This is a genomic window from Mycobacterium sp. 1245111.1, assembly GCF_001673405.1.
Lineage (GTDB): Bacteria > Actinomycetota > Actinomycetes > Mycobacteriales > Mycobacteriaceae > Mycobacterium.
Genome location: NZ_LZLV01000017.1, coordinates 37,596 through 64,060 on the forward strand (window position 1 = coordinate 37,596; position 26,465 = coordinate 64,060).

Consider the following 26,465-nt stretch of genomic DNA (forward strand, 5'->3'; position numbering starts at 1 on the left):
GCTATGCCCAAGTCCCGCTGCGCCGGTGAGCCAGCGCGAGCATCTCGAGGGCCAGCTTCACCAACCACGGCGGCATGAACCGGTTGAGCCGCAGGTAGCGGCGGGAATCCGCGAGTGCGGTCCGGAAACCGTGTTCGTTGGCCGCGTACGCCGCGAAAACGCGGTCCAGTTCAGCCGGGTCCCACGCCTCGTCCCGCGCGGCCGCGCCCAGCGCTTCGTAAACCACTGACATCCAGTCCGTGCCGAAGGGCTCCGGCACCTGGCCGCGGTGTCGGTGATGCCGAAGATCCGCTGTGAGGAACTCGTCGGTCGCTGCCTCATCCTGGGCGCTGAGATCGATGTCGAGGGCCGCGGAAATCCGTTTCACTTCCCGGCGCCAGTCCTCCAGAAGGTTGGTGTATTCGACGAAGACCCGGGGCATATCGCGGGTGTCTCGCTCGGCGAGCAGGGTGTATTTCAGCCACCACGCGCTGGTGAGCTCGGGGGAGGCTTGCACGTAATTCTGTTGGGCGGCACGCCTTTCCAGCGAGCCGATCACCTCGAGCGGGTGGCGGACGGCGATCACGGTCTTGACGTCGAATCCGGCCAGACGTGCCGCCTTGAACCAGATACCGGACACCGTCGTGATCTTTGGTTCCTTGATCACCACGACCGGCGCGTCCGGCAACGTGGTCAGAAACGCCCGGACCACCGCGACGTCGGCGGCGTTCCCGTCGGCGTCGAACACACCTTCCTGCTGCATGCGCAGCGTCAGGTCGTATCCGGAGCTGCCGTGGCGCCGCAGGATCTTTTCGTTGAGATGGATGGCCGCCCGCGGTTCCCAACAGCCGCGCGGATTCTCGGAGGTGGCCCCCAACAGCCCGGTAGGAAGGGCGGCTCCGCACAGCGAAAGCACCCGGGCGAGCGCCGACGTTCCGGACCGGCCGAAGCCCAGCACGAACAGCGCGACGGGCTTTGCGGGAATGCGTGGGTCGGGGGTCATGGCGTCGGCTACTCTACATGTGATGAATTGGCCTGGCGTCACAAACGGCGGTCCGTGCGCTGTCGGACCTAGGTCATCGGAGGTGTGATCAGTGCCAGTCCGGATGCGCCGCGCGCGGGAATCCACCAACACTCCTGGGCCCAAAGGTGCTGTCCAACAAGATGATCGGCTCGCGCTCGTCGATCAAGCCTTCTTTGCGGGGCATCAAGCCGCCGGCCAGAAAGATGTCATGCAGGTGGTGTGGCTGTATGAGCACCCCATCAACTGGGATGGCCTGAGACGTTTCCACCACAACCTGGGTCGCGGATTGCTGGGACGGCGCATCGAGCGGTCACCGTTGCCGTTCGCCCGGTATCGCTGGGTCGTGGATCACGGGCCGTCGGATATCGATATCGAGGAGCGCGCACGTCCACGCGCCGAACTGAGCGACTGGGCCGATGAACGTTCGCAGTTGCCCACCGACCCGGAATGGGGACCCGGCTGGCACCTCGGCGTGCTTCCGCTTACCGACGGCTCGACCGCCGTCAGCCTGGTGGCCTCCCACTATCTACTCGACGGCATCGGGCTGGTGGTCGCGCTGGTCGATGCGCTTTCAGGAAACACCCGCGATCTCGGCTACCGGCCACCACAGTCACGGACTCGACTCCGCGCGATGGTCGAGGATGCCCGCCGAACAGCGCGGGACGTACCCGGGGTCGCCCGGGCACTTGCCGCGGCGCCCAAACAGGTCCGCTTACGTCCGCCGGTGGGTGCACCAGCGCCGACACCGCGACCCGTGGCCATCCGTCACAGTGACGGCGATGAGCCCGTCGTCGTGCCAGGTGTCTCGATCTACGTCGACATCGATGCGTTCGATGCCCGGGCGGAGTCGCTCGGCGGATCGGGCAACACGCTGGTGGCCGGGATGGCCGCGAAATTCGGCGAGCTGATGGGCCACGAACATGACCACGACGGCAATGTCACTGTGCAGCTCGTCATGAGCGATCGCACGGAGGGCGACACGCGTGCTGTCGCAGTGTCGCTGGCCCGCATTCAGGTCGATCCGACCTGGGTGACAACGGATCTGAGGGATACCCGCGCTGCGGTCAAGGAGGCGCTGACGACGTGGCGGGAAACGCCACACGTGTCATCGCACCTCGAATCGCTGACCCCGTTCATGCCGAAGCGAACGTGGAAATGGGCGGTCGATCGATCGTTCGCCGACCCCGATCGCCCGGTGGTGTGCTCCAACCTCGGCGACGTCGGCATGGTGGTGAACCGTCTCGACGGCAGCGACGCCGAATACGCCTTCGCGCGCGGGACACGGCAACACGTGACGCGCCGGTGGCTTGAGCGCATCGGCGGACAACTGCAGTTGTTGTCGTTTCGCATTCCCGGCCGGGTCGTCGTCCACGTCCTCGGCTACCAACTGGGCGCCGAGAACAGCAAGCCCGCGTTGCGTGAGTTGGCGGCGCGGGTGCTAGATGAGTTCGACCTGACCGGCCAGGTCGACTGACGAATCGTCGGCGGCGGTTTTGGCGTGCGCGACCTGCCGTGCGCTGTATCCGATGAATAATGCCGCGCCGCAGAGCAGGCCCACCACACCGGCCAGGCAGAGCAGGCCGTCGGTGTAAGCGTGGTCGAGTGCGTGCAGCTGGGCGGCGGTCATGGTTTTCACCGGCCCGGTGGTGCCGCCCAGCCGGAGTGTCCGCGACGTGATCACGACTTGGATCGCCACCAACACCAGCGGCCCGCCGAGGTTCTGCAGCATCACCGAGATAGCCGTCGCGGGCCCGATGCGATCGACGTCGACGCTGGCCATCAGCGAAAGCGCAAGCGGAACACCGATCATGCCGAGGCCGACGGCGCCGACGACGATGGGCATCACGAGGTTAGGGAAGTAAGGGATGCCTGCGTTGAGCGTCGAGCAGTACAGCGTCGCTGCCAGCACCACGGCTCCGCCGACGATCACCGTGACTCGCGGCGAGAACCATGTCACCAGCCGTGACGACGCGGCCGTCCCGAGGGCCATCGCGAAAGCGAACGGAATGAAGCCGACGGCGGCGCGCAGCGGGCTGTAACCCATGATGGCCTGCACATACATGGCGAGCAGCACTGTCATCGCGAAGCCGATTCCGCGGACCAGGAACATGGCCGCGAATGTGGCGACCCGGTCGCGGTCGAGGAACAGGTTGAAGGGGACGATCGGGTTCTCGGCAGTCCGCTCAACCAGCACAAACGCCATGAACGCGGTTGCGGCCACCAGCGATGTGCCGATTTCCGCGCCCGACCGCCAGCCCTTCTCCGGTCCGATCGACATGGCGAAGACAGTGGCGGTGCACGCCAATGTGGCCAGCACTGCGCCGGCGGCGTCGAGCCGGGTCCGCTGCCGTTGGGTTTCAGACAGCATCGTGCGCGCCAGGTAAAACACCACCACGCCGATCGGGACGTTCACCAGGAACGCCAGCCGCCACGACACCCCGGTGAGCGCCCCGCCGACGACCAGGCCCAGCACCGCGCCGACCGCGCCCATCGCACCGAACACCGCCGCCGCCGTATTGCGCGCCGGGCCCTTGGGGAACGTGGTCGCGACCAGCGCCATGCAGGTCGGCACCACGATCGCGGCGGCGGCGCCGTGCAGCAGCCGCGCCGCGACGAGGGCCGCGCCGTCCCAGGCGATGCCGCAGATCATCGAGGCCAGGGTGAACATCGCCACCCCGATCAGCAGCGTGCGTTTGCGTCCGATGCTGTCGCCGAGGCGGCCGCCCACCAGGATCAGGCCACCGAAGGTCAGCCCGTACGCCGTGATCACCCAGCTGCGGCCGGCATCCGACAGGCCCAGCTCGTTCTGGATCCTCGGAAGCGCGAAGACTGCGACCGGGCCGTCCATCGCTGCCATCAGCTGCATCCCGCCGATCGCGCTGAGGACGGTGATGAACTGGCGAGTCGGAACGTGGCTTGTGCTGTCGTCCGGCGTGGTCGATTCGACGTGCGTCGGAGTCGCCATAGCGGATCACCTTATAGCACGTGTGCCTAGTAGTGTCGTCAGAAGTCCGGACGATTCGGCCGACATCACTGCTCATTTTTCCGAAACTCCGGATCGACCGCAGCGGCCTTGAGTATGGTTTGGAACTGTTCAACTCATGTCGAACTAAGCGGTCTGCAGAACCGATGAGATCAACCCGTTGACGACGACTTTGTCTTCGCCCGGCGGTGGAAGGTTGGGTGCGGTGGCCGAACCCGGTGTGCGCGACGATCGCGTTGCGGAGGCCCGGTCCGAATTCGCCGCAGTGGGCCTTTCCGCCTTCGACGTCTTCGACCAACCTCCCGTCCGCGGAATCACCCTTCAACCTCTCGCGCGCGAACCCTCCGTCGCGCCTCGACCTGCCCGACCGCGTCGACGAACACAGCGATTCACGATGTCGAAAATTCTGGGCAGGGTGTGGATACCGCTGCTCATTGCCGTGGTGATCGGTGCCGGCGGATTGACCGTGTCGCGACTGCACGGCATTTTCGGTGCAGAGAACCGTCCCGTGTACGCCGACAGCCAAATCATCGACCCCGCGCCGTTCGACCCCAAACACCTGACCTACGAAATTTTCGGACCGCCGGGAACCGTCGCGAGGATCAGCTATTTCGATGCCAACGCCGATCCGAAACGAATCGAGGCGGCACACCTGCCCTGGTCCTTGACGTTTGCGATGACCGACGCAACAGCAGTGGGAAGCGTTGTGGCGCAGGGGGATAGCGATACGATCGGATGCCGCATCGTGGTCGACGGGGTGGTCAAAGCCGAGAAGATCACGCACGAGACCAGCGCATTCACCTTCTGTGCGTTGAAGTCCTCATGAGCAACCACCAGCTGCATAACGCTCGCCCCCTGGTGGCGCAAACGATCCGGCGATTGTCGGTGCCGGTGGTCTTGGCCTGGTTGGCGATCACCGTGATGATCACCGTCGGCGTCCCGTCGCTCGAGCAGGTCGAGCGGGAACGCTCAGTTTCGTTGAGTCCCAGTGAGGCACCGTCGTTCGAGGCCGCAGACCACATGGTCAAGGACTTCCAGGAAGCCAATTCCGACACGTCGGTGATGATCGTCTTGGAGGGTCAGCAACCCCTCGGCGACGCAGCGCACCGCTACTACAACAGTCTGATCCGCCAGTTCGAGAACGACCACAAGCACGTGCAGCACATTCAGAATTTCTGGGGGGATCCACTGACGGCAGGCGCCGCGCAAAGCGCCGACGGTAAGGCCGCCTACGTTCAACTAGATCTCGCCGGCCGCCTCGGCGCGGCCCAGGCGAACGAATCGGCTGAGGCCATCCGCGACATTGTGGCGAGGACGCCGGCGCCCGCCGGGGTGACCGCCTATGTCACGGGCGCGGCAGCGATCGCTTCGGATATGGGTCGCAGCGGAGAAAAGACCGTCCTGCTGGTGACGGCGGTCAGCCTCGGGGTGATTTTCGTTCTCTTACTGCTTGTCTACCGCTCGATCGTCACCGTCCTTCTTTTGCTCGCGATGGTCTGGATAGAACTGCAAGTCGCGCGAGGGATCGTCGCTTTCCTGGGCCATCACCAGCTCATCGGCCTTTCCACGTACGTCGTCAATCTCCTGGTGTCGATCGTGATCGCGGCCGGAACGGACTACGCGATCTTTTTCACGGGCCGGTATCAGGAGGCCCGCCAGGCCGGCGAGGACCGGGAAACCGCCTACTACACCACCTACCGCAGCGTGGCGCCCGTTGTCTTGGCGTCGGGTGTGACGATCGCCGGGGCGCTTTTCTGCCTTCGCTTTACCCGGCTTCCCTACTTCCAGCCGCTGGGCGTGCCGTGCGCGGTGGGAGTCCTCGTGGCGGTCGCGGTAGCGCTGACCTTGACTCCGGCCGTTATCGCACTTGGTGGCCGCGTCGGGCTGTTCGACCGGAAGCGCGCGATCACGTACCGCGGATGGCGGCGGGTAGGCACCGCGATCGTCCGCTGGCCCGCGCCCATCCTGGTCGCGACATTGGCAGTCGCCCTGATCGGGCTCTTGACGCTTCCGGGGTACAAACCCGGCTACAGCGACCAGAAATACATCCCGCAAAACATCCCCGCCAATGTGGGATATGCAGCGGCGGAACGACACTTTCCCGCGTCACGGATGACACCGCCGGAGATCCTCGTGATCGAGGCGAACCACGACCTGCGCAATCCGGCAGATTTTCTGGTGCTGGAGAAACTCGCGAAGGCCATCTTCGCCGTGCAGGGCGTTTCCACCGTTCAATCGATAACACGACCCACCGGCGCCCCGCTGCAGCATGCGAGCATCCCATTCATGCTCAGCATGCAGCAGGCCGCCATGCTGCAAAATATGGCATTTCAGAAAGACCGCATGAGCGACATGCTCAAGCAGGCCGACGAGCTCGGCGAGACGATCGCGATCATGCAGCGCATGTATACGCTGATGCAAGACCTGGCAAGCACGACTCATCACATGGCCGGCGAAACGCACGACATGGCGGCGATCACCTACGAATTGCGCGATCACATCGCAGATTTCGAAGATTTCTGGCGGCCCATTCGCAGTTACTTCTACTGGGAGAAGCACTGCGCCAGCATTCCTATCTGCTATTCACTGCGATCGATCTTCGACTCAATCGATGGGGTCGACGACGTCAGCGACAAACTGGGTGAGTTGGTCAAGGACCTCGACAAGATCGATGTCCTCATGCCCCAGCTGCTCAGCCAGTTCCCCGAGATGATCCAGATCATGCAAGGCATGCGGACCATGTTGCTGACGATGCACAGCAGCATGTCCGGGATCTTCGGGCAGATGGACGAGTCGAGCAACGACCCGACGGCCATGGGAAAGGCGTTCGACGCCGCCAAAAACGATGACTCCTTTTACATTCCCCCAGAGGTCTTCAAGAATCCGGACTTCAAGCGGCTCCTCAAAATCTTCCTGTCCCCCGACGGGAAAGCCGTCCGGATGCTCATTACGCAACGAGGCGATCCCTCGACACCCGAAGGAATTGCGCGGGTCGAGCCGATAAAAACCGCAGCCGAGGAGGCGCTGAAAGGCACTCCATTAGAAGACGCAAAAATTTATCTCACCGGCACCTCGGCGATGCTGAAAGACATGGTCGACGGGTCCAAATGGGATCTGCTGATCGCGGGTGTCGCCGCACTCTGTCTCATTTTCACCGTCATGCTGATCATGACCCGAAGCTCGATCGCTGCCATGGTCATCGTCGGCACTGTCGCCCTCTCGCTGGGCTCGTCCTTCGGCCTGGCAGTGCTGGTCTGGCAGTATTTCCTCGGAATACCGCTCCACTTCGCGGTACTCGCAATGTCGGTGATCGTGTTATTGGCGGTGGGATCCGACTACAACTTGCTGCTGGTATCCCGGATGAAAGAAGAACTCCACGCCGGCATCAATACGGGAATCATTCGGGCGATGGCCGGCACCGGCAAGGTGGTGACGAACGCCGGCCTGGTATTCGCCTTCACGATGGCGTCCATGGCGGTCAGTGATCTGGTCACCGTCGCCCAGCTGGGTACCACGATCGGTCTCGGTCTGATGTTCGACACCCTGGTCGTCCGCGCGTTCATGACGCCGTCGATCGCCGCGCTGTTGGGACGCTGGTTCTGGTGGCCGCAACGGGTGCGTCCCCGGCCCGCCAGCAGCCTGCTTCGGTCGGTCGGCCCGCGACCGGTGGTGCGTGCCCTCTTGCTCAGGGAGCCGGTAGGCAACGGCCATCCGGTGCGCAACGGAACCGCGTCGGGGGCGAGCGTGACCGGCAGATCGTCGTAGGCATGATGTCGCAGCCGCCGCGGACAGCGCGTGCGATCCGCAGGCTCTCGGTGCCGGTCATCGTGGCGTGGGTGGCGCTGACTGTGCTTGTGACGCTGGGTGTTCCACTGCTGGAGACGGTCGGGCGCGACCACGCGGTCTCGCTGAGTCCCAAGGACGCCCCGTCGGTTCAAGCCATGATGCGCATGGGCACCGACTTCAAAGAATCCGATTCGGACAGCTCCGCGATGATCGTGCTGGAATCCCAGCAGCCGCTCGGGGAAGACGCTCGAACGTACTACTCCGGCCTGGTCCGTGAGTTACGAGACGATCCGAAACATGTCCAGCATGTGCAGGACTATTGGGGAGATCGGCTGACGGCGTCGGGCGCGGAAAGCCCCGATCAGAAGTCCGTGTATGTGCAAGTGAACCTGGCCGGCAACCAAGGTACGACCCTGGGCGACGAGTCCGTGGTGGCCGTGCGGGATATCGTGCACCGCACGCCGCCGCCGCCGGGAATCAATGTCTACCTCACCGGCGCGGCCCCGCTGGTCTCGGACATGCAGCGCAGTGGCAACGATTCCATTTTGAAGATCACCGCCGTAACCGGCGTGGTGATCTTCGTGATTCTGCTCGTTGTCTACCGGTCGATCGCCACCGTCATTCTGCTGTTGCTGACGGTCGGGATCGAAGTCGAGATGGCGCGGGGAGTGGTCGCTTTTCTCGGTCACAACAACTTGATCGTGCTATCCACATTCGCCACCAACCTGCTGATGTCGCTCGCGATGGCCGCCGGAACCGATTACGGGATTTTCTTCCTCGGCCGCTATCAGGAAGCACGTCAAGCCGGCGCCGATCCAGAATCGGCCTACTACACCACATATAAAGGAGTCGCTCCCGTGGTGTTGGCCTCCGGGTTGACGATCGCGGGCGCGATCCTGTGCTTGAGCACGACCCGGATGCCGTACTTCCAGACCATGGGCATCCCGTGTGCGGTGGGCCTGCTCGTCGCGGTCGCGGTGGCCCTCACGCTGGTGCCGGCCGTCATCGCGGTTGGCGGGCGCTTTGGGCTCTTCGATCCCAGCCGTAAGATCGGGGTCTTCGGATGGCGCCGGGTAGGCACGGTGATCGCGCGGTGGCCCGTGCCAATCCTGGTGTGTTCCTGCGCCATTGCGGTACTCGGCCTTCTTACGCTGCCGGGCTACAAGACGAGCTATAACGCCCGTCTCTACATCCCCAACGACATTCCATCCAACCTGGGGTTTGCGGCCGCCGACCGCCACTTCTCCCAGGCGCGGATGATGCCGGAGATCTTGATGATCGAGTCCGATCACGACATGCGCAATCCAACGGATTTCCTGGTGCTCAACAAGTTGGCCAAGGGAATCTTCAAGGTTCCCGGTATTTCGCGCGTGCAGGGGATAACCCGGCCCGAGGGCACCCCGATCGAACACACGTCGATACCGTTTCTGATCAGCATGCAGAACGCCGGTCAGCTGCAGAGCATGACGTACATGAAGGCGCGCGTGAACGACTTCCTCAAACAGGCCGACGATTTGGCGAGAACGACGGTCCTGATGGAACGAATGTACGGCTTGGCGCAGGAGCTCACCGAAACGACTCATCACACGATCACCGTGTCGAAAGAGCTCAGCATCGTCATCGCGCAATTACTCAGCAACACAGCGGATTTCGAGGACTTCTGGCGGCCGATTCGCAGCTACTTCTACTGGGAAAAGCATTGCTTCGACATCCCGATCTGCTGGTCGATCCGATCGATCTTCGACGTACTCGACGGTGTCGACGAGATGAGCGACAAGATGCAGGATCTGATCAAAGACCTGGATCATATGGACAAGCTGATGCCTGAGTTGATAGCTCAGTTCCCGAAAATGATCGCGATCATGAAGTCCACCCGGACCATGATCCTGAGAATGCACAGCACCATGGCCGGGACCTTTAAAGAGGTGGACGACGCGGGCCAGAACGCGACGGCCATGGGGCAGGCGTATGACGCCGCGAAGAACGACGATTCCTTCTATTTGCCGCCAGAGGTGTTCAAAAATCCCGACTTTCAGCGCGCGATGAAGACCTTCCTTTCTCCGGACGGAAAGGCGGCGCGGTTCATCATTGCGCAGCGTGGCGATCCCGCCACACCTGCGGCAATTTCACGCATCGACCGCATACACACCGCGGCCGAGGAGGCGCTCAAGGGCACGCCCCTGGCGAACGACAAAATCTTCATCGCGGGCGCGGCGTCGACCTACAAAGACTGGCGGGACGGTTCCAAAATCGATCTGTTGATCGCGGGCATCGGTGCGCTCTGTCTGATTTTCGCCATCATGCTGATCATCACCCGAAGCGTGGCGGCCGCGCTCGTTATCGTTGGCACGGTTGCTCTTTCGTTGGGCGCGTCTTTTGGATTGTCGGTGTTGATCTGGCAGTACATTTTGGGCATCCAGCTGTACTGGATGGTGCTTCCGATGTCGGTGATCATCCTTTTGGCAGTGGGGTCCGATTACAACCTGCTGTTGGTGTCCCGGTTCAAGGAGGAACTTGGCGCCGGCATCAACACGGGCATCATCCGCGCGATGGGGGGGACCGGAAAAGTCGTCACCACCGCCGGCCTAGTGTTCGCGTTCACGATGGCGTCGATGGCCGTCAGTGAGCTACGGGTCATCGGCCAGATCGGAAGCACCATCGGGCTCGGTCTGTTGTTCGACACGTTGATCGTGCGTTCGTTCATGACGCCGTCCATCGCCGCGTTGCTGGGCCGCTGGTTCTGGTGGCCGCAGGTCGTGCGCCCGCGCCCGGCCAGTCGGTTACTCGAGTTTCGCGCATCCCGTTCGACGGTTCGGTCCCTACTATTGGCGCCCCAGCCGGACAGCGAAGCGCAGCGGACACGCGTCGACGACGACACCGATACGAAGCCGCTCCAAGTGGTCGGGAACCGTCATCGCCGACAAGTCCGGGTGCCCGATCGGTTTGTCGGTGCGCGGCGGGAGCCGTGAAGCCGTGAGAACCGTGGCAGGTCGACACGCTAGCGCCGCTGCCCTTTTTCGTCGCGCCGCGGTGAGGTTGCGACACGGTCTCGGATGCATACCTATTGACAACGGATAGGTTTCCACCGCCACATTCGCCCCTATCGTCACATGAGTAACTGCGGGCGTCAACGTGTGTCAACGGCGACGGCCCGCCCCTGGAGAGGTGGGACATGTCGGCGATTCGTCGAACTGCTTCGGTACCCGTGGCTCTGGTAACCGTGATCGCGCTGATCGTGCCGGTCGGCTACGCGCCGCCGGCCTTTGCGGTTCCGTGCAGCGCGCCGGAGGCGAACGTCGCCCCGCCCGCGGGCATGCCCACGATTCCGTCGCCGGGCCCGGCCGCTCCACCGACCGGTCGCCGGCCTCGGGGTGCCAACGACAACGCGCCGCTGCCCAAGCTGGGTCCGCTGATTTCAGGTCTGCTCAAGGCTATTCCGCAACGGCCGGCCCAGCTCCAAGCGGCGGTGACGCCCGTCCCACCGGTTCCCGGAGCCGCCGTCCCGCAATCACCCAACGCCAATCAGGCTGTGCCAGAAGCGGTTCCGGTACCGCCGTCACCACCGCCCGCCGCGATCGCGGGCGCGCCGACCTCTCTGGTCGACTACGTCACCGGGCCCAACAGCCCCAACCGAACCCTCGCGCGCTTCGGCATTTCCGGCACCGACCTCGGGATCCCTTGGGATAACGGCGATCCGGCCAACCGCCAGGTGCTGATGGCGTTCGGCGACACCTTTGGGTACTGCGCCGTGCACGGCCAGCAGTGGCGATACAACGTGCTGTTCCGCAGCCAGGACCGCGACCTCTCGCACGGCATCCACGTCGCGGACGGGGTGCCCAACAACCCGTACTCCGGCTCGCCGGTGTGGGCGCCCGGCCTGTCCAAGCAGGTGCTCAACAGCATCCACAAGGCCAGCCACGAGACCGGCATGATTCCGACCTCCGCGATCTCGCTCGGGCGCACGCAGTACATGGACTTCATGTCGATCAAGAGCTGGGGCCGCGACGGCGAATGGTCGACGAACTATTCGGGTATCGCCCGCTCGTTGGACAACGGCCAGTCGTGGGGCGTCTACCCGGGCAGCATCCGGCTGGCCGCCGCGGACACCGTGCCCGGCGCACGGTTTTTTCCCGGCAACGAGAACTTCCAGATGGGCGCGTTCATGCGCGGAAAAGACGGCTACCTCTACAAATTCGGAACCCCGGCCGGACGTAGCGGCGCGGCGTTCCTGTCCCGCGTCCCGCCGAATGCGTTGCCGGACCTCGGCAAGTACCAGTACTGGAACGGTGAAGGGCGAGGATGGGTGCCGGTCGATCCGTCCGCGGCGACGCCGATCTTCCCGGGTCCGGTCGGCGAGATGTCGGCGCAGTACAACGACTACCTCAAGCAGTATCTGGTGCTCTACACCAACGGCGGCAGCAACGACGTCATCGCGCGCACCGCGCCGTCGCCGGAAGGGCCGTGGAGCCCCGAGCAGCCACTCGTCTCGTCGTTCCAGATGCCCGGTGGCATCTATGCGCCGATGATCCACCCGTGGTCGAGCGGCAAGGACCTGTACTTCAATCTGTCGCTGTGGTCGGCGTACGACGTGATGTTGATGCACACCGTACTGCCCTAGCGCCGGGTAGCGTCATCCGCTGCTCAGGCTGAAGCTCATGTCGACCGTCGTTCCCTTTGGCGTGCAGTCCATTTCGAGCCAGTCGCTGACCGCGCGAATCAGCAGTAGTCCACGCCCCCGGGTGCCCGGTTCGCTGGACAGCGGTTTCCACGAGCCCTTGTCGGTGATCTTGATACGTACTCGCGCGCCGTCGTTTTCGGCTTTGAGACGAATCTTTCCCAGTTTGCGGTCCTGGTAGCCGTGTTCGATGCTGTTGGCGACCGCTTCGTTGACGGCGAGCACGATGTCGGCGGCCCGTTGCTCGACGACACCGGCGGCGCTCAGCCAATCCGCGAGCTCGTGCCGGAGGTCGCCGAGTTGACCGGCGTTGACCACCCGATGGATCGCCAACGGTGGGTACGGCCGGCGGTAGACGACGATCGCGATGTCGTCGTCGTAGCCGTCGGGTGGCACCAGTTCGGTGAGTACCGCGTCGGCGACGTCGTCGACGGTCTGGTTCGTTCCGGCGGCTACCGTTTCGCCCAGGTGCGCGATCCCGTCGTCGAGGCTCACGTCGCGCCGCTCGACGAGGCCGTCGGTGTAGAGCATCAGCGTCGAACCCGGTGCCAAGGTCACCGACGCCTGCGGACGAGAACCCTTGCGCTGCACGGCTAATGGTACCGATCGCGCATCGGTGATCAGCGTGTGCTCCTTGCCGGGCGCGGCCAGCACGGCGGGTAGATGGCCGGCGCAGCTGTAGGAGAGTTCGCCGGACTCGGTGTTCAGGACGGCCAGGAACACGGTAGTGCAGAACGCATCTGGAATCAGCTCGGCGACCGCGTCGAGCTCCTCGAGCAGCCGCGCCGGCTCGGCACCGGTGAGCAGCAGCGCCCGTGCGGAGGCGCGAAGCTGACCCATCACCGCTGCGGCCGCGAGGCCGCGGCCCACACAGTCGCCCACGATGATGCCGATTTGATGGTTGCCGGTCCGCAGCACGTCATACCAGTCGCCACCGATTTCGAGCGGCGGGACCGCCGGCTCGTAGCGAACCGCGAAGCCTGGCGGCAGCTTGGCGGGTGCCAGCATCGCGTGCTGAAGGGTCAGCGACGTTTCACGGGCCGCCTCGAATTGGCGGACGTGCTGAATCGCCAATCCGAGATGACCGACCAGCACGGTGATCAGCAGACGATCGTCGCCGCTGAGCCGCCGGGGGACTCGGAGCTCGAGCCACAGCGCAACACCACCGCCGCCGGTGAGGACCGCCACCACGCCGCTCGATTGACCTGGGGTGTCGGGACTTTCGATCGGGTGGACGGTCAGCGGGAGTTGGCGACGAGCTTGCTCGAACATCTCCCGCAACGCCGGATCGAGATGACGCCAATCCGACGTCCCCCGTTCCCCGGCAACCTGAATGGTCGGCTCGGCACCTTCTGTCGGCCACACCGCGGCCACCACACGGTGCACGTCGAGGGCAAGACGGCACTCGTCCAGGGTGATCGACAAGACATCGGACATGCTCTTGGCCACGCTGACCGCGGTGGCCAGCCGCAGTACCGCGCTTTCCCGCGCAGCGAACGCGCGCTCGGCGGTGATGTCGCGAAGCGTCCCCACATAGACGTCGCCGGTGTTGTCGGCCTGGATGCGATTGACATTTGCCGCCACCCAGACCAGCCGGCCGTCGTGATGCCGAATCGGTGTCTCGTATTGCACCTGACTTTCCCGGTGCAGACGCGAGCGTTGAAACTCTGCTGCCTTGATGTCGACCAGCCACGGATGCGGCCACTGGTACGGGAGCCCCTGCGCCGAGTACCCGGTGATCTTGCGGAAGGCATCGTTGACCTCGATGACCGCCCCGCTGTCGTCGGAGACGAAAAAGCCCTCCTGTAGCGAATTGACCACGGCGTTGCGGAATACATCGCGATCGGCGAGGTCCTCGGCGCGGGCCCGCTGTTCCTCGTATCGCTTTGTGCCGTCGAGAAAGCCGCGCGTCGCGATGTCGAGCGGCGCAAGAGTCTGCAAGAGGAAGGCCAGTGCCGGTGCGCTGTCGAAAGCGGAAATCTCTTGTGTCAGTTGGCGTACCAGCTCAGAGTGTTGCTCAACGATCTTCAGCGTGCTGATGTCGTCGCGCAGTGCTCGGCGCCCGAGCTCGTGTCCGACCGCCAGGTCCTCCTCGCTACCTGTCTCCAGGTAGCTGCGCAGTGCGGTGGCATAGCAGGCATCGAAATCGTCGGATGTCATCCGGACATACCTCGGTGCCGCGCGGCCAGCACCAGCGCGTCGTCGTTGTCCTTGGCGTGGTTGTCCAGGATCTGCTCGGCGATTGCCAGAGTCGGTGCCGCAAAGTCGATGTCGTTGAGGTGGTCTTCGACGATCCCGTCGCTGACGAAGACAAGGAGATCGCCGGGGCGAATCGGAACATCCTGCGGGACAAGCACATCGGGCATCCGGTATCCGACGATACCTCCGGCCAGGCGTACCGATGAACGCACCTCGACGCCGCCGGGATGTTTGGCAACCAGATCGCCGGCGACGTTGCCGACCCCGATCCAGCTGACGGTGTCTTTGTGAAAGTCGATGCGCGCCAATGTTATCGCGGCACCGCGGGTGTTCGACAGCGCACGGTGGCAGCTCTGGAACAGTACGTCGAGCGGTTCGTCGCGGGCGTCGGCGAGAATCCCGACACCGCAGTCTGCCGCGTCGGCGGCATCCGAGCCGTGGCCGAGGCCGTCCAGCACGCCGATCAGCGCGCCGGAGCCATTCACGTCGAGCGCAATCGAGCGGTCGCCGCTGGTAACCTCGCCCGGCAGCGGGCGCGACGCGACGGCCCAATCAATGGGCCCCAGCCGGCCATATTCAGCCATTGTCCGGAATCCATTTCCACATTTCGACCGTCGTCCCCTGACCCGAGGTGGACTGCACGATCAGCCGGTCCATCAACCTGCGCGCGCCGGGCAAGCCGAGTCCCAGCCCGCGGCCAGTTGAAAAGCCGTCCTCCATCGCTCTTTCGACATTCGCGATGCCCGGGCCCTCGTCTTCGGCCCGCACCACCAGCGCTCGCCGGCCCTCGCGGTCTTGCACGGCGACTCGAATGGCACCGTGGCCGGCGTAGCTGGTGATGTTGCGTGCGACTTCAGAGATCGCGGTGGCGATCATCGTGACATCGGTCAACGAGAAACCCATGTCCTGGGCGAGCTGATGACCGGCTTGGCGGGCGGCGACGATGTCGTCAGGGTGATCTACGTTGACGACGACGTCACTGGTCACCGGCGCGTCCAACCGGTTTTCGGGCGGCCAGACGCCGATTCAGCAGCGCCAGGCCCTCTTCCAGGTCGAGCGCGGTGTCCATGTCTTCGAAGATGATGCCCAGCTGGACCATGGCGAAGGCCACCTCGGGCTGCAGGCCCACGATCACGGTGTGGGCGCCGCGCAGATTCGTCATGCGCGCAACGGTCTGTAATGACCGGGCGGCGAAGGAATCCAGGACGTCGATCGCGGTGACATCGACGACGATGCCTTGCGCTCGATACTCCGTCACCCGCTCCATCAGCCGCTCCCGGAACGCCTCGGTGTCAGAGTCGGACAGCGCGTTCTGCACCGTGGCGATCAGGATCTGTCCCTGTTTCAGGATCGGTACAGGCATGAGGTGTCTGCGGAGGCTCTAGGAGGTCGGCTCGCCCGCGCGAGTGACTTCGTACCCCAGCAGATGCTCGGCCTCTTCGATGCCGCCCTGCAGGTCGCCGACCGCGTTCATCTTCGAGAGGTCCAATCCGATCGTCACCAGCGTCAGCGCAATCTCCGAGGACAGGCCGGTGATGATCACGCTGGCGCCCATCAACCCGGACGCATCCACGGTCTGTACCAAGTGGTTGGCCACCGTCGAGTCGATGGTCGGCACACCGGTGATGTCGATGACGACGACCTTCGCCCGGTTTGCTCGAATGGCGCGGAGCAGTTGCTCGGTAACCTGTCGGGCCCGCTGACTGTCGAGGACGCCGATGATCGGCAGGATCAGCAGCTGCTCGCGCACCTGCAGAACTGGGGTGGATAGCTCACGGATGGCCTCTTGCTGCTGCCGGATGATGCGCTCGCGCTCTTGTACGAAGCTCACCGCGACGGTGTTGGCGATCCGGTTGGCGGCCGGCTCGTACGCGTCGAGCACCCGGTTGAGCATGGTGAAGTCGGATTGGTACTTCTCGAAGAGCGACCGGGCGAGCACGTCGCGCAGCAGCAGCACGATGCCGACGACCTCATCGGTCTCGACGCCTCGAGGAATGATGCGTTCGGAAAGGTCACGCGCGTAGGCCTGGAGCGCTTCAACGCTTCCGGTCTCGAGCACCTCGACGTAGCTGTCGTAGACCGTGGTCGCCTCGGAGAAGATCTCCTCGGGCGACATCGCGGTGAGCAATTCGGCTTCGGTGATTCGGCGGGCCCATTCCTCACGCAGAACCGTCCGGTTTTGCCTGAGGTGCTGCACCAACTGGGGCAGCAGTAAGCCTTCGCCGGAAGCTGCCGACGCCTGGGCGGCGCCGCTGGTTGCCGAAAGTTCTGGCGACTGATCCGACATCGGACCTCCCGAATCTGAACGGCAAGTATTGCTGCCGGGCTCAGACTAACCGAGCCTCGCGACGCCCGCGGTTGCAGTACGATTTCTCCGAATTTGCCAGGCGGCTTGGGTCGGCACCGGATCCGCCAGAAGCGACGAGACTTTACACGAAGGATGGCCGTTGTCACCTGCGGGCCCGATCACCACTTCCGTTGCGCATCGACAAGGCGCCGCCGTGGTCAGCGTTGGCGGTGAGATCGATTTGAGCACCGCGCCGGCCTTTGAGCAGGCGATCACCGAAGCGCTCGAACACCAGCCAGCCGTTCTCGCCATCGAATTGTCAGAGGTGACCTTCATGGCCTCGGTGGGGCTGCGGGTCTTGGCGGCCACCAACGAAAAGGTCGGAGACTCGACCCGACTCGCCGTAGTAGCGAACAATCCGGCGGCCTCCAGGCCGATCCAGCTGACCGGCCTGGACAACGTCGTCGAGCTGTTTCCCACGCTGGACGCTGCGCTACGGGCGACCGCCGAGTAACGGCCTAGGGCCGCAGCACCTGTCGCGCGATCGCGTACTTGTGCACTTCGGTCGGGCCGTCGTAGAGCCGGAACGCCCGCATGTCGGAGAAGATCATCCCCACCGGCGTCTCGTCGGAAATGCCTATGCCGCCGAGGATTTGAACGCACCGGTCGGCGACCTTGAACAGCTCCTCGGATACGTAGGCTTTGACCATCGAGCTTTCGTGGCGGCCGGTGCCCCGATCGCCCATGTCCAGCGTCCAGCACGCCCACCAAATCGCAAGTCGGCATTGCTGCAAAGCGATTTCGTTGTCGGCGATCATGAAACCGACACCTTGGTGCTCACCGAGCGTCTTGCCGAACGCGGTCCGCTCGCGGGCGTGCTTGATCGCGATCGACTGCGCGCGAGACGCTGCGCCAAGCCAGCGCATGCAGTGTGTCAGCCTCGCCGGCGCCAGCCGCAGCTGGGCATAGCGCAGGGCCTGCCCGACGTCACCCAGCACCGCCGACGCGGGCAGGCGCAGATCGGTGAACCGGACGACGCTGTGGCCCTCGACGTAATTGCGGTCCATCGTGTTCATCACCCGCTCGATCTCGATACCAGGGGTGTCGCCCTCGCAGAGGAACAGCGTCGGCCCGTCGGGACCGTGCGGGTTGGGCGCGACGCGGGCCATGATGATCCAGGTTCGCGCGCCGTTGGCGCCGGTGATCAACCACTTGCGGCCGTTGACGGCGTAATGGGTGCCGTAGAATTCGGCAATGGTGTTGAGCTGGTTGGGATCTGAGCCGGCGCCGCCGGGTTCGGTCATGGCGAACACCGACCGCTGCCGCCCGTCGATCACCGGCACCAAGAACTGCTCGATCTGCTCCTCGTCGGCGATCTTGCCGAGCAGGAACATGTTGCCCTCGTCGGGCGCGGCGCAGTTGAGCGCGATCGGGCCCAGCGTCGACCAGCCGGCCGCCTCGAACAACACAGCCTGTTCGCGATGCGACGGCTCCCGGCCACCAAATCGTCTGGGCGCCTGGAAGGTCAGCAAGCCGGCATCGCGGGCCAGCCCGACCAGCTCGGCGCGCAGCCCGTCGTCGGGGCCGTGGCGGGTGAGCCGGGGATCGGTTTCGTACGGCACGATCTTGTCGTTGACGAAGGCACGGATCTGGTCGCGCAGCGCGGCGACGTCGGCGGGAATGTCGAAGTCGATCATCGGGTGTCCATCAGTGTCAGGGCCTGGTCGAAAAGTTGGACGGTGGCGGCGTGGAGCAGGTCGCCGATTTCCCTGGGTGCCTTGCCGGCATAGGCACGGGCATGGGTGCCCTCCAGCACGATGCCGAGCTTGAAACACGCCAGCACGGTGTACCAGGTGACATGCGACAGGTCACGGGTGGTGTTGCGGGCGTACTGCTCGACCAGGTCGCTCTGGGTGGCCATCCCGTCGTGCTCGAACAGCTGGCCGCCGAATGCCGGCGATTGTCCCCAGGTGGCCAGCAGCCAGCCGAGGTCGAGCAGCGGATCGCCGATCGTCGACATTTCCCAGTCGACGATCGCGACGACCTCAGGACCCGTGCGGGAGAACATCACGTTGGCGGCGTGGTAGTCGCCGTGCATGATGCCCGGCGTCCAATGCGCCGGCCGGCCGGCATCGAGCCACCGGGCGACGTCGTCGACGCCCGGGATGTCCGGGCCCGGGTAGTTGTCGAACTCGCGATAGCCCTCCAGCTCCGAAAGCCAGCGTGGCACTTGACGTTCCAGGAAACCTTCTGGCTTGCCGTAGTCGCTCAGGCCGACTGCTTCGTAGTCCACCGCGCCCAGCTTGGCCAGCGACTCGGCCATCGACAGTCCCATTCCGAAGCGCACGGCCGGGTCGCCGGCGTGCAACTGCGGCAATTCCTGGCCGGCGTTGAACCCGTCGACGGGTTCCATCAGATAAAAGACCGCGTCGCCGAGCACATCGACGTCGGCACAGCTGGCGATCAGGCGCGGATGCGGCACGTCGCTGCCTGCCAGCGCCGCCAACACCTCCGTCTCGCGCATGATCACGACGTTGCTTCGCGGACGCAGATGTTCCGGGCCGCGGCGCAGCACGTACTCCCGCCCTGATCGGGTGAACCGCAGCATGATGTTTTGTGTTCCGCCGCTGATCCTGGCGACGTCTTCAAGGGGGCCATCGCCTAACCCCTGGGCCGACATCCACTCCGCAAGGCCGTCCGGGGCTTTGAGCTCCTCCACGATGGTGAAACTACTACTGGGCCAAGCGTCCTCACAGGCGGCCCGCGTAGTGTCCGATGCTGGCTACCAGAGGGAGGAACGAGGATGGCGCGGACCGACAACGATTCCTGGGAGATCACCGAGAGTGTGGGGTCGACCGCGCTCGGGGTGGCCGCCGCCCGTGCCGCCGAAACCGTCAGCGAGAACCCGTTGGTCCAGGACCCGTTCGCGCAGGTATTCCTCGACGCGGCCGGCCCAGGCATGTGGAGCCTGACGTCGGACCCGAAGCTGTCGGCCGCGCTGACCGAGCTGGCGCCGGACCTCGGTGCCCACGCGCAGGTGATGGTCGACTTTATGGCCGTGCGCACCAAGTGGTTTGACGAGTTGTTCCTCGACGCGGTGTCGTCCGGCATTCGGCAGGTGGTGATCTTGGCGTCGGGCCTCGACTCGCGCTCCTGGCGGCTGTCATGGCCCGACGGGACCACGGTGTACGAGCTGGATCAGGCGAAGGTGCTGGAGTTCAAGTCGGGCGCTCTGGCCCGTCACGGCGCGCAGCCCGCCGCACGACTGGTGAGCGTGGCGGTCGATCTGCGCGAAGACTGGCCGAAAGCGTTGCAGGACGCGGGTTTTGATGCATCGGCGCCGACAATGTGGTCGGCCGAGGGGTTGTTGCGCTACCTGCCCGCGGCGGCGCAGGATCTGCTGTTCGAGCGGATCGACTCGCTCAGCGCGCCGGGCAGCCGACTGGCCACCAACGGCCCCTCGAAGAATGCGGTGAACCCCGAATTGCTCGCCAGCCAGCATGAGCAGTCGACGCGCTTCCGCGCCGCGGCGGCCCAGGTGCTCGGTGCCGAGATTCCCAATGTCGAAGAGCTCTGGTATCCGGAGGAGCGCACCGAGGTCGTCGACTGGCTGGGCGCACGCGGCTGGGAAGCATCGTCGATCGGCATGGCCGATCTGCTGGGCCGGCACGGGCGCACCATCCCCGCCGACGATGTGCTGCCGCCCGTCGTGTTCACCTCTGCCCGGCATCCCTGATTTGCTAGCGCTGCGAAACTGCTTGGCGCAGGGCGTCGTTGACGCCGTGACTTTCTAGTACCCACGTACCCATCCAAACGCGGCAACTTCGTGAAACCGCTGCTCGGCGAGGATGCCGGAATTAGCCCTGTCTGTCGGTATCTCAGATCCGGCGTCCGAATGTTTGGACGTCTACCGGCATGGGTACCTTAGCTCTGCTCTACGGTTTTGCCCCAAGAATGGAGGCCAGGATGCGTGGCGGAGGTTTGATCAGTTCGATCGTGGTGGTCTGGTTGGTGATCGGGGTTATCGCAGCATTCCAACGGGACTATTTGAAAAACACCGAGCAAAATTGTGCCACCCTAGGCACGATCGCGGTCACGGTGTTGGCGGGACCCCTGAATTATGCGGGCGTCAACCCGAAGGTGACCGATTGCCATCTACCGCAACCAAGTTCGATGCCCGCTCTGGAACTGACTGGATTGGAGGCGTCATGATCGCCCTCGGCATCCTTCTGCTGATATTGGGGTACATCCTCAAAGTTGCTGTGCTGCAGACGATCGGCGTGATCCTGCTGGTGATCGGTGCGGTGTTGTGGGTTCTCGGTTCTGTCGGTCGCCCGGTCGGCGGCAGGCGGTATTGGTACTGACGATTCATTCTCAACAATTGAAGAAAAAGGAGTCACCATGATTATTCTCGGCATCATTCTTCTCGTGCTCGGCTATGTGCTTCCGATGCCCCTCCTGATCACCATCGGGTGGATTCTGGTCGTGCTCGGCGTCATCTTGTGGGTCCTCGGGGCTGTCGGACGACCGGTGGCCGGGCGAAAAGTCTGGTTCTAGCCCCTCGCGGTTGGCTCACAGCTGGCGCATAGGAGCGGCATAGCAGGCCCTCATCGCCACGCGCATACTGGGTAGTTGTGAGCCAACCCCAAGCCCCTGTCGAGCGCGTCGTGATGCGCCGCGCCGACGGGAATCCGATCAACGTGCTGGTGGTCGACGACGAAGCCGTCCTGGCTGAGATGGTCTCGATGGCTTTGCGCTACGAAGGCTGGAACATCGCGACGGCCGGTGACGGGGCCTCGGCCGTGGAGTCGGCCCGCGCGCAGCGGCCCGACGTGGTCGTTCTCGACGTGATGCTGCCCGACATGAGCGGGCTCGACGTGTTGCGCAAACTTCGCGAGGAAACACCCCAGCTGCCGGTGCTGCTGCTGACGGCCAAGGACGCGCTCGAGGATCGCATCGCCGGCCTGACCGCCGGCGGCGACGACTACGTGACCAAACCGTTCAGTTTGGAAGAAGTGGTGCTCCGCCTGCGCGCCCTGCTGCGGCGCACCGGCGTGACGACCGAGGACAGCGGCGCACAGTTGGTGGTCGGGGATCTGGTGCTCAATGAGGACAGCCACGAGGTGACTCGCGCGGGGGAGTCAATCTCGTTGACGTCCACAGAATTCGAGTTGTTGCGCTTCATGATGCGTAACTCCAAGCGGGTTCTGAGCAAGGCCCAGATCCTCGACCGCGTCTGGAGTTACGACTTCGGCGGCCGGTCCAACATCGTCGAGCTGTATATCTCCTACCTCCGTAAGAAGATCGACAGCGGGCATGAGCCCATGATTCACACGCTGCGTGGCGCCGGGTACGTCCTCAAGCCGGCCCGCTAGTCATGGGCGGGGGCGCCTCGCTTCGGTTTAGGCTGCTGGTCGGTCAGATCCTCATCCTGGTCATCGTCTGCGTCGGCATCGGCGCCGCGACCGAGTTGGCCCTCTACAAATACCTGGTGGCACAGCTGGACACGTCGTTGCGCGACGCCTCGCAACGATCGGTGCGGATATTCCTCGAGCCGATGGCGCCGTGGCGGCACCACTCGCGACCGTTCCCGCGGCCCGGCCCTGGGCCCGTCTTCCTGGACGCTCCCGCTCAGCCGGTCGGCATGGTGGGCGCGGTGGTCAGCCCGAACGGGGCGATCGAGGCCGGCTACCTGACCGCGGCAGGCGGCCGCGCCGCCTTGACCGATGCCGCGCGCAAGGAGCTGGCTTCGCTGCCGGTCGACCGGCGACCGGTGACCCGGGACCTCGACGGGCTCGGCCGCTATCGCGTGCTCGCCGCCACCGCGCGCCGCAGCGGCGACGTGGTGGTCACCGGCGTGTCGATGTCGGACGTGGACGCGACGATGATCCGCGTCCTGCTGATCTTCGGTGTCGTCACCGTGATCGCGGTGGCGGCCGCGATCACCGCGGGGATCGTGATCATCCGGCGCGCACTGGCGCCGTTGCGGCGGGTGGCCCAAACCGCAAGTGAGGTAGTCGATTTGCCGCTGGACCGCGGCGAAGTCGCGCTGCCGGTCCGGGTGCTGGAGTCCGACGCCAACCCGCGCACCGAGGTCGGCCAACTGGGGTCCGCGCTCAATCGAATGCTCGACCACATCGCCGCGGCGTTGTCGACGCGGCAAGCCAGCGAGACCAGGGTGCGGCAATTCGTCGCGGACGCCAGTCACGAGCTGCGTACCCCGCTGGCGGCCATCCGTGGCTATACCGAATTGGCCCAGCGGGTCGGTGACGACAGCGACGCGGTGGCGCACGCGATGAACCGCGTGCAGTCCGAGACCGAGCGGATGACGCACCTCGTCGAGGACCTGTTGTTGCTCGCTCGCCTCGATTCCGGCCGGCCGCTGGAGCGTGAGCCGGTCGATCTTTCGCGGGTCGCGGTCGACGCGGTCAGCGATGCGCACGTCGCCGGCCCGGACCACCAATGGGAGCTCGATCTACCCGAAGAGCCGGTGATGGTGTCCGGCGATGCGGCGCGGCTGCATCAGGTGGTGACCAACCTGCTGGCCAATGCCCGCGTCCACACCCCAGCAGGCACGGTGGTGACCACCCGACTGGAGTCCGACGGCACGCATGCCGTATTGAGCGTGTGCGACAACGGCCCCGGGATTCCGGAGCAGCTGCAGTCAGAAGTATTCGAGCGATTCGCCCGCGGCGACACGTCGCGGTCCCGCAAGGGCGGTAGCACCGGGCTGGGTCTGGCCATCGTGTCCGCGGTGGTCAAGGCACACCATGGGACGATCACGTTGCAGAGCGCGCCGGGCCACACCGACTTCACGGTCCGATTGTCACTTTCCGATGAGTCGTGAAAGACCTTGTGTACTAACTCAACTTGGGTTCGCCGGACGACGGCGACGCCGGGTCGTCGCTGTCGTGTCGGCGAACCGCTAGACCACCCCTAGGGGCAGGTCACATCGATTTCGAACGGTTTGCTCACGGGTTGCATCGGGTTGGCCATGTCCACCCCGGTCGCTGTCCCAGTGATCTTGTACTTGCTGCCGTCCTTGGTCGCGCTGGCGTTGCCCGCGCCGGGAGTGCCGGGCGTGTAGCCAAGCGTCACTCCGTTGACATTGCCCAGACCGACCGACTTCACCGTCGGTGGGGAGGCGTCGGTCAGCACCGCGCCGATGCCGGTGGAGGCGGCACCGATGGCGATGTTGACGGTGCCGGCAGCGGTGGTGCAGGCAACCGTGCCCTGGATGTTCTGGTCTTTGCCGTCGATGGTGACCTTCGCTGTCGACGTGCCATTGGACGCCGCTGCACTGGTGCCGTTCGATGACACGCTGCTGCTCTTCTTGTCGCTCGAACAGCCAGACAGGCCGACTCCCACGATCGCCAGCGCTGCTGCGGCGACCGTCACTGAACGCTTCACCCGGTTCTCCTTCGTTGTGTGGCGGCCCGTCGGCAATGACGAGCCGTTTCGGCAGTATGCAGGTTTGCTGAAATGGCGGCTGGTGATTTCGGCAAATTACGAGCGAAGGTGCGCCAGACGTTTGCTGATCCGTCTCTTCCGACGCCGGTGCAATAGTGGCAAGGTCGATCCCGTGGACCACAAGCCGCCGACGGCCGCCGTCGCATCCGCACATCAGGATCGTCACTTACCAGTCGACGACACCGCCGACTTCACCGACGCCGACCGGGGATTCATCGCTGCGCTGACGCCGTGCGTCGTCAACGCCGCCGACGGTCGGGTGGTGTGGGACAACGACAAGTACTCGTTCGTCACCGGGGAGGCGCCGCCGTCGGTGCATCCGAGTCTGTGGCGGCAATGCGCGCTGACGGCGAAACAAGGCCTCTACGAAGTCGTGCCGGGCATCTATCAGGTTCGCGGACTGGACCTGTCGAACATCAGCTTCGTCGAGGGCGACAACGGCCTGATCGTGATCGATCCGCTGGTTTCCACCGAGGTTGCCGCGGCGGCGCTGCAGCTGTACCGGATTCACCGGGGTGACCGGCCCGTCGTCGCGGTGATCTACACCCACAGCCACGTCGACCATTTCGGCGGCGTGCTCGGTGTCACCTCGCAGGCCGACGTGGACGCGGGAAAGGTCGCGGTGCTGGCGCCCGAGGGGTTCACCCAACACGTCGTGCAAGAGAACGTGTACGCCGGGCCGGCGATGGCGCGCCGGGCCTCCTACATGTACGGCACCCTGCTCGAGGTTGGTCCGCGCGGGCACGTGGGTTGTGGTCTGGGACAAGCGGCCTCGCAAGGTGAGATCGCTCTGATCGTTCCGACCGTCGACGTCAAGCGCACCGGAGAGACCCACACCATCGACGGCGTCGAGATCGAATTCCAGATGGCGCCGGGCACCGAGGCACCGGCCGAAATGCACTTCTATTTCCCGAAATTCCGCGCGCTGTGCATGGCCGAGAATGCCACCCACAACCTGCACAACCTGTTGACGTTGCGCGGTGCGCTGGTCCGCGACCCGCACGCCTGGTCGGGGTATCTGACCGAGGCCATCGACTCGTTCGCCGACCGCACCGATGTGGTCTTCGCGTCGCATCATTGGCCGACCTGGGGCCGCGACCGCGTCGTCGAATTCCTTTCGGTGCAACGGGATCTGTACGGCTACCTGCACGATCAGACCGTGCGGTTGCTGAATCAGGGGCACACCGGCCCCGAGATTGCCGAGACCATGCAGATGCCGCCGGCACTGGACAAGGCGTGGCACACCCACGGGTACTACGGCTCGGTCAGCCACAACGTCAAGGCGGTCTATCAGCGCTACATGGGCTGGTTCGACGGCAACCCGGCTCGGCTGTGGCCACACCCGCCTGAGGCGTTGGGCGCGCGGTACGTCGACGCGCTCGGCGGCATCGACCGGGTGGTCGAGCTCGCCCAGCGGGCCTTCGACGAGGGCGATTACCGTTGGGCGGCAACGCTACTCGACCATGCCGTGTTCACCGACAGCGAGCACGCCGGTGCCCGCGCGCTGCTCGCGGATACCTTGGAACAGTTGGCGTATGGCGCGGAGAACGCGACGTGGCGCAACTTCTTCCTGTCGGGGGCGACCGAGTTGCGCGACGGCAACTTCGGTACCGCGGTGCAGCCGTCGTCGCCGACGTTGTTGGCGCAGCTGACGCCCGAGCAGATCTTCGACGGGCTGGCGATCAGCGTGAACGGGCCACGGGCGTGGGATCTGGACATCGCCCTCGACGTCACGCTGGGCAACCCGGCCGCGAACTATCGGCTCGCCCTGCGCAATGGTGTGCTGGTGCATCGACGAGTGGCCGCCGACCCGTCGACGGCCGCCGTGACCATCAAGCTGGACAACGCTTTTCGGCTGGTGCTGTTGGGGACCGGTGACTTTACCTCGCCGGGCTTCGAGGTGTCCGGCGACCAGGCGACCCTGCAGCAGTTCCTCGGCGTGCTCGACCGGCCGGACCCGTCGTTCAACATCGTCACGCCGTGACGCTCACCCGTTTGCGTGAAACTGAAGCCACGGTCGTAAATTCCAAGAAATGGCAGCCCTGGCTTCCGTCTCACGACG

23 protein-coding genes are annotated in these 26,465 nt (G+C 64.7%); 13 read left to right on the forward strand and 10 right to left on the reverse strand.

Annotated features, from left to right (window positions below; all coding sequences use genetic code 11):
• Position 1: 1 nt before the first annotated feature.
• A complete protein-coding gene (locus A5658_RS03235) occupies positions 2-982 on the reverse strand; it encodes a sulfotransferase family protein (RefSeq protein ID WP_067331076.1) in 981 nt (326 codons plus the stop codon).
• 91 nt (positions 983-1,073) lie between these two features.
• Between A5658_RS03235 and A5658_RS03240 the strand changes: the two genes are divergently transcribed.
• Positions 1,074-2,477 (forward strand): hypothetical protein, encoded by a 1,404-nt coding sequence (locus A5658_RS03240; protein WP_067331078.1) that lies wholly within the window; start codon positions 1,074-1,076, stop codon positions 2,475-2,477.
• Here A5658_RS03240 and A5658_RS03245 read toward each other — a convergent pair.
• Positions 2,442-3,968 (reverse strand): MFS transporter, encoded by a 1,527-nt coding sequence (locus tag A5658_RS03245; RefSeq protein WP_067331080.1) that lies wholly within the window; start codon positions 3,966-3,968, stop codon positions 2,442-2,444. The genes A5658_RS03240 and A5658_RS03245 overlap by 36 nt on opposite strands.
• Before the next feature lie 412 nt (positions 3,969-4,380).
• Here A5658_RS03245 and A5658_RS03250 point away from each other — a divergent pair, with 412 nt between their 5' ends.
• The 4 genes from A5658_RS03250 to A5658_RS03265 all read left to right on the forward strand — a co-directional run bounded on the left by A5658_RS03250 (position 4,381) and on the right by A5658_RS03265 (position 12,390).
• Positions 4,381-4,812, forward strand: a complete 432-nt coding sequence (locus A5658_RS03250; RefSeq protein ID WP_156751238.1) for an MmpS family protein — start codon at positions 4,381-4,383, stop codon at positions 4,810-4,812.
• Complete coding sequence (locus A5658_RS03255; RefSeq protein ID WP_082992919.1) at positions 4,809-7,751, forward strand: RND family transporter; 2,943 nt, start codon at positions 4,809-4,811, stop codon at positions 7,749-7,751. Before A5658_RS03250 ends, A5658_RS03255 begins: the two co-directional genes overlap by 4 nt.
• A 2-nt stretch (positions 7,752-7,753) precedes the next feature.
• On the forward strand, positions 7,754-10,741 hold the full coding sequence (locus tag A5658_RS03260; protein ID WP_231997193.1) for an RND family transporter: 2,988 nt from the start codon (positions 7,754-7,756) through the stop codon (positions 10,739-10,741).
• 203 nt (positions 10,742-10,944) lie between these two features.
• Positions 10,945-12,390, forward strand: a complete 1,446-nt coding sequence (locus A5658_RS03265; RefSeq protein ID WP_067331082.1) for a DUF4185 domain-containing protein — start codon at positions 10,945-10,947, stop codon at positions 12,388-12,390.
• Between the two features lie 12 nt (positions 12,391-12,402).
• Here the strand turns inward: A5658_RS03265 and A5658_RS03270 are convergent, their stop codons facing one another.
• From A5658_RS03270 to A5658_RS03290, 5 genes are read right to left on the reverse strand one after another with little or no spacing between them, the layout of a single operon-like run.
• Entirely contained in the window at positions 12,403-14,607 is a 2,205-nt protein-coding gene (locus A5658_RS03270) for a SpoIIE family protein phosphatase (protein ID WP_067331085.1), read from the reverse strand.
• The gene (locus tag A5658_RS03275; protein ID WP_067331088.1) at positions 14,604-15,230 is read right to left on the reverse strand and encodes a SpoIIE family protein phosphatase; all 627 of its coding nucleotides are present in this window, start codon (positions 15,228-15,230) and stop codon (positions 14,604-14,606) included. The genes A5658_RS03270 and A5658_RS03275 overlap by 4 nt, the downstream gene beginning before the upstream one ends.
• The gene (locus A5658_RS03280) at positions 15,223-15,633 is read right to left on the reverse strand and encodes an ATP-binding protein (protein WP_067331189.1); all 411 of its coding nucleotides are present in this window, start codon (positions 15,631-15,633) and stop codon (positions 15,223-15,225) included. Before A5658_RS03280 ends, A5658_RS03275 begins: the two co-directional genes overlap by 8 nt.
• Entirely contained in the window at positions 15,623-16,009 is a 387-nt protein-coding gene (locus A5658_RS03285; protein WP_067331091.1) for an STAS domain-containing protein, read from the reverse strand. The genes A5658_RS03280 and A5658_RS03285 overlap by 11 nt, the downstream gene beginning before the upstream one ends.
• Before the next feature lie 18 nt (positions 16,010-16,027).
• Positions 16,028-16,933 carry an STAS domain-containing protein gene (locus tag A5658_RS03290; RefSeq protein WP_067331094.1) on the reverse strand — a complete coding sequence of 302 codons (906 nt, stop codon included), beginning with the start codon at positions 16,931-16,933 and terminating at the stop codon, positions 16,028-16,030.
• A gap of 160 nt (positions 16,934-17,093) precedes the next feature.
• Between A5658_RS03290 and A5658_RS03295 the strand changes: the two genes are divergently transcribed.
• A complete protein-coding gene (locus A5658_RS03295; protein ID WP_082992920.1) occupies positions 17,094-17,447 on the forward strand; it encodes an STAS domain-containing protein in 354 nt (117 codons plus the stop codon).
• A gap of 4 nt (positions 17,448-17,451) precedes the next feature.
• Here the strand turns inward: A5658_RS03295 and A5658_RS03300 are convergent, their stop codons facing one another.
• Positions 17,452-18,630 carry an acyl-CoA dehydrogenase family protein gene (locus A5658_RS03300; protein WP_067331097.1) on the reverse strand — a complete coding sequence of 393 codons (1,179 nt, stop codon included), beginning with the start codon at positions 18,628-18,630 and terminating at the stop codon, positions 17,452-17,454.
• Positions 18,627-19,613 (reverse strand): phosphotransferase family protein, encoded by a 987-nt coding sequence (locus A5658_RS03305; RefSeq protein ID WP_067331192.1) that lies wholly within the window; start codon positions 19,611-19,613, stop codon positions 18,627-18,629. The genes A5658_RS03300 and A5658_RS03305 overlap by 4 nt, the downstream gene beginning before the upstream one ends.
• 123 nt (positions 19,614-19,736) lie before the next feature.
• On the opposite strand from A5658_RS03305, the gene A5658_RS03310 reads away from it, so the two are divergent.
• The 6 genes from A5658_RS03310 (at position 19,737) to A5658_RS03325 (ending at position 23,780) form a co-directional block, all read left to right on the forward strand.
• Positions 19,737-20,669 (forward strand): class I SAM-dependent methyltransferase, encoded by a 933-nt coding sequence (locus tag A5658_RS03310; RefSeq protein WP_067331100.1) that lies wholly within the window; start codon positions 19,737-19,739, stop codon positions 20,667-20,669.
• 218 nt (positions 20,670-20,887) lie between these two features.
• Positions 20,888-21,145 carry a hypothetical protein gene (locus A5658_RS28635; protein WP_067331102.1) on the forward strand — a complete coding sequence of 86 codons (258 nt, stop codon included), beginning with the start codon at positions 20,888-20,890 and terminating at the stop codon, positions 21,143-21,145.
• Positions 21,142-21,297 (forward strand): DUF6131 family protein, encoded by a 156-nt coding sequence (locus A5658_RS28330; RefSeq protein ID WP_231997194.1) that lies wholly within the window; start codon positions 21,142-21,144, stop codon positions 21,295-21,297. Before A5658_RS28635 ends, A5658_RS28330 begins: the two co-directional genes overlap by 4 nt.
• A gap of 37 nt (positions 21,298-21,334) precedes the next feature.
• On the forward strand, positions 21,335-21,490 hold the full coding sequence (locus tag A5658_RS28335) for a hypothetical protein (RefSeq protein ID WP_197503027.1): 156 nt from the start codon (positions 21,335-21,337) through the stop codon (positions 21,488-21,490).
• 113 nt (positions 21,491-21,603) lie between these two features.
• On the forward strand, positions 21,604-22,308 hold the full coding sequence (locus tag A5658_RS03320; RefSeq protein ID WP_067331196.1) for a response regulator transcription factor: 705 nt from the start codon (positions 21,604-21,606) through the stop codon (positions 22,306-22,308).
• A gap of 2 nt (positions 22,309-22,310) precedes the next feature.
• Positions 22,311-23,780, forward strand: a complete 1,470-nt coding sequence (locus tag A5658_RS03325) for a cell wall metabolism sensor histidine kinase WalK (protein ID WP_067331104.1) — start codon at positions 22,311-22,313, stop codon at positions 23,778-23,780.
• 89 nt (positions 23,781-23,869) lie between these two features.
• Here A5658_RS03325 and A5658_RS03330 read toward each other — a convergent pair whose 3' ends face one another.
• Positions 23,870-24,343, reverse strand: coding sequence for a lipoprotein LpqH (locus A5658_RS03330; protein WP_067331106.1), 474 nt, complete (start codon positions 24,341-24,343; stop codon positions 23,870-23,872).
• A 172-nt stretch (positions 24,344-24,515) separates the two neighbouring features.
• Here A5658_RS03330 and A5658_RS03335 point away from each other — a divergent pair, with 172 nt between their 5' ends.
• A complete protein-coding gene (locus A5658_RS03335) occupies positions 24,516-26,387 on the forward strand; it encodes an alkyl/aryl-sulfatase (RefSeq protein WP_067331198.1) in 1,872 nt (623 codons plus the stop codon).
• Positions 26,388-26,465 lie beyond the last annotated feature (78 nt).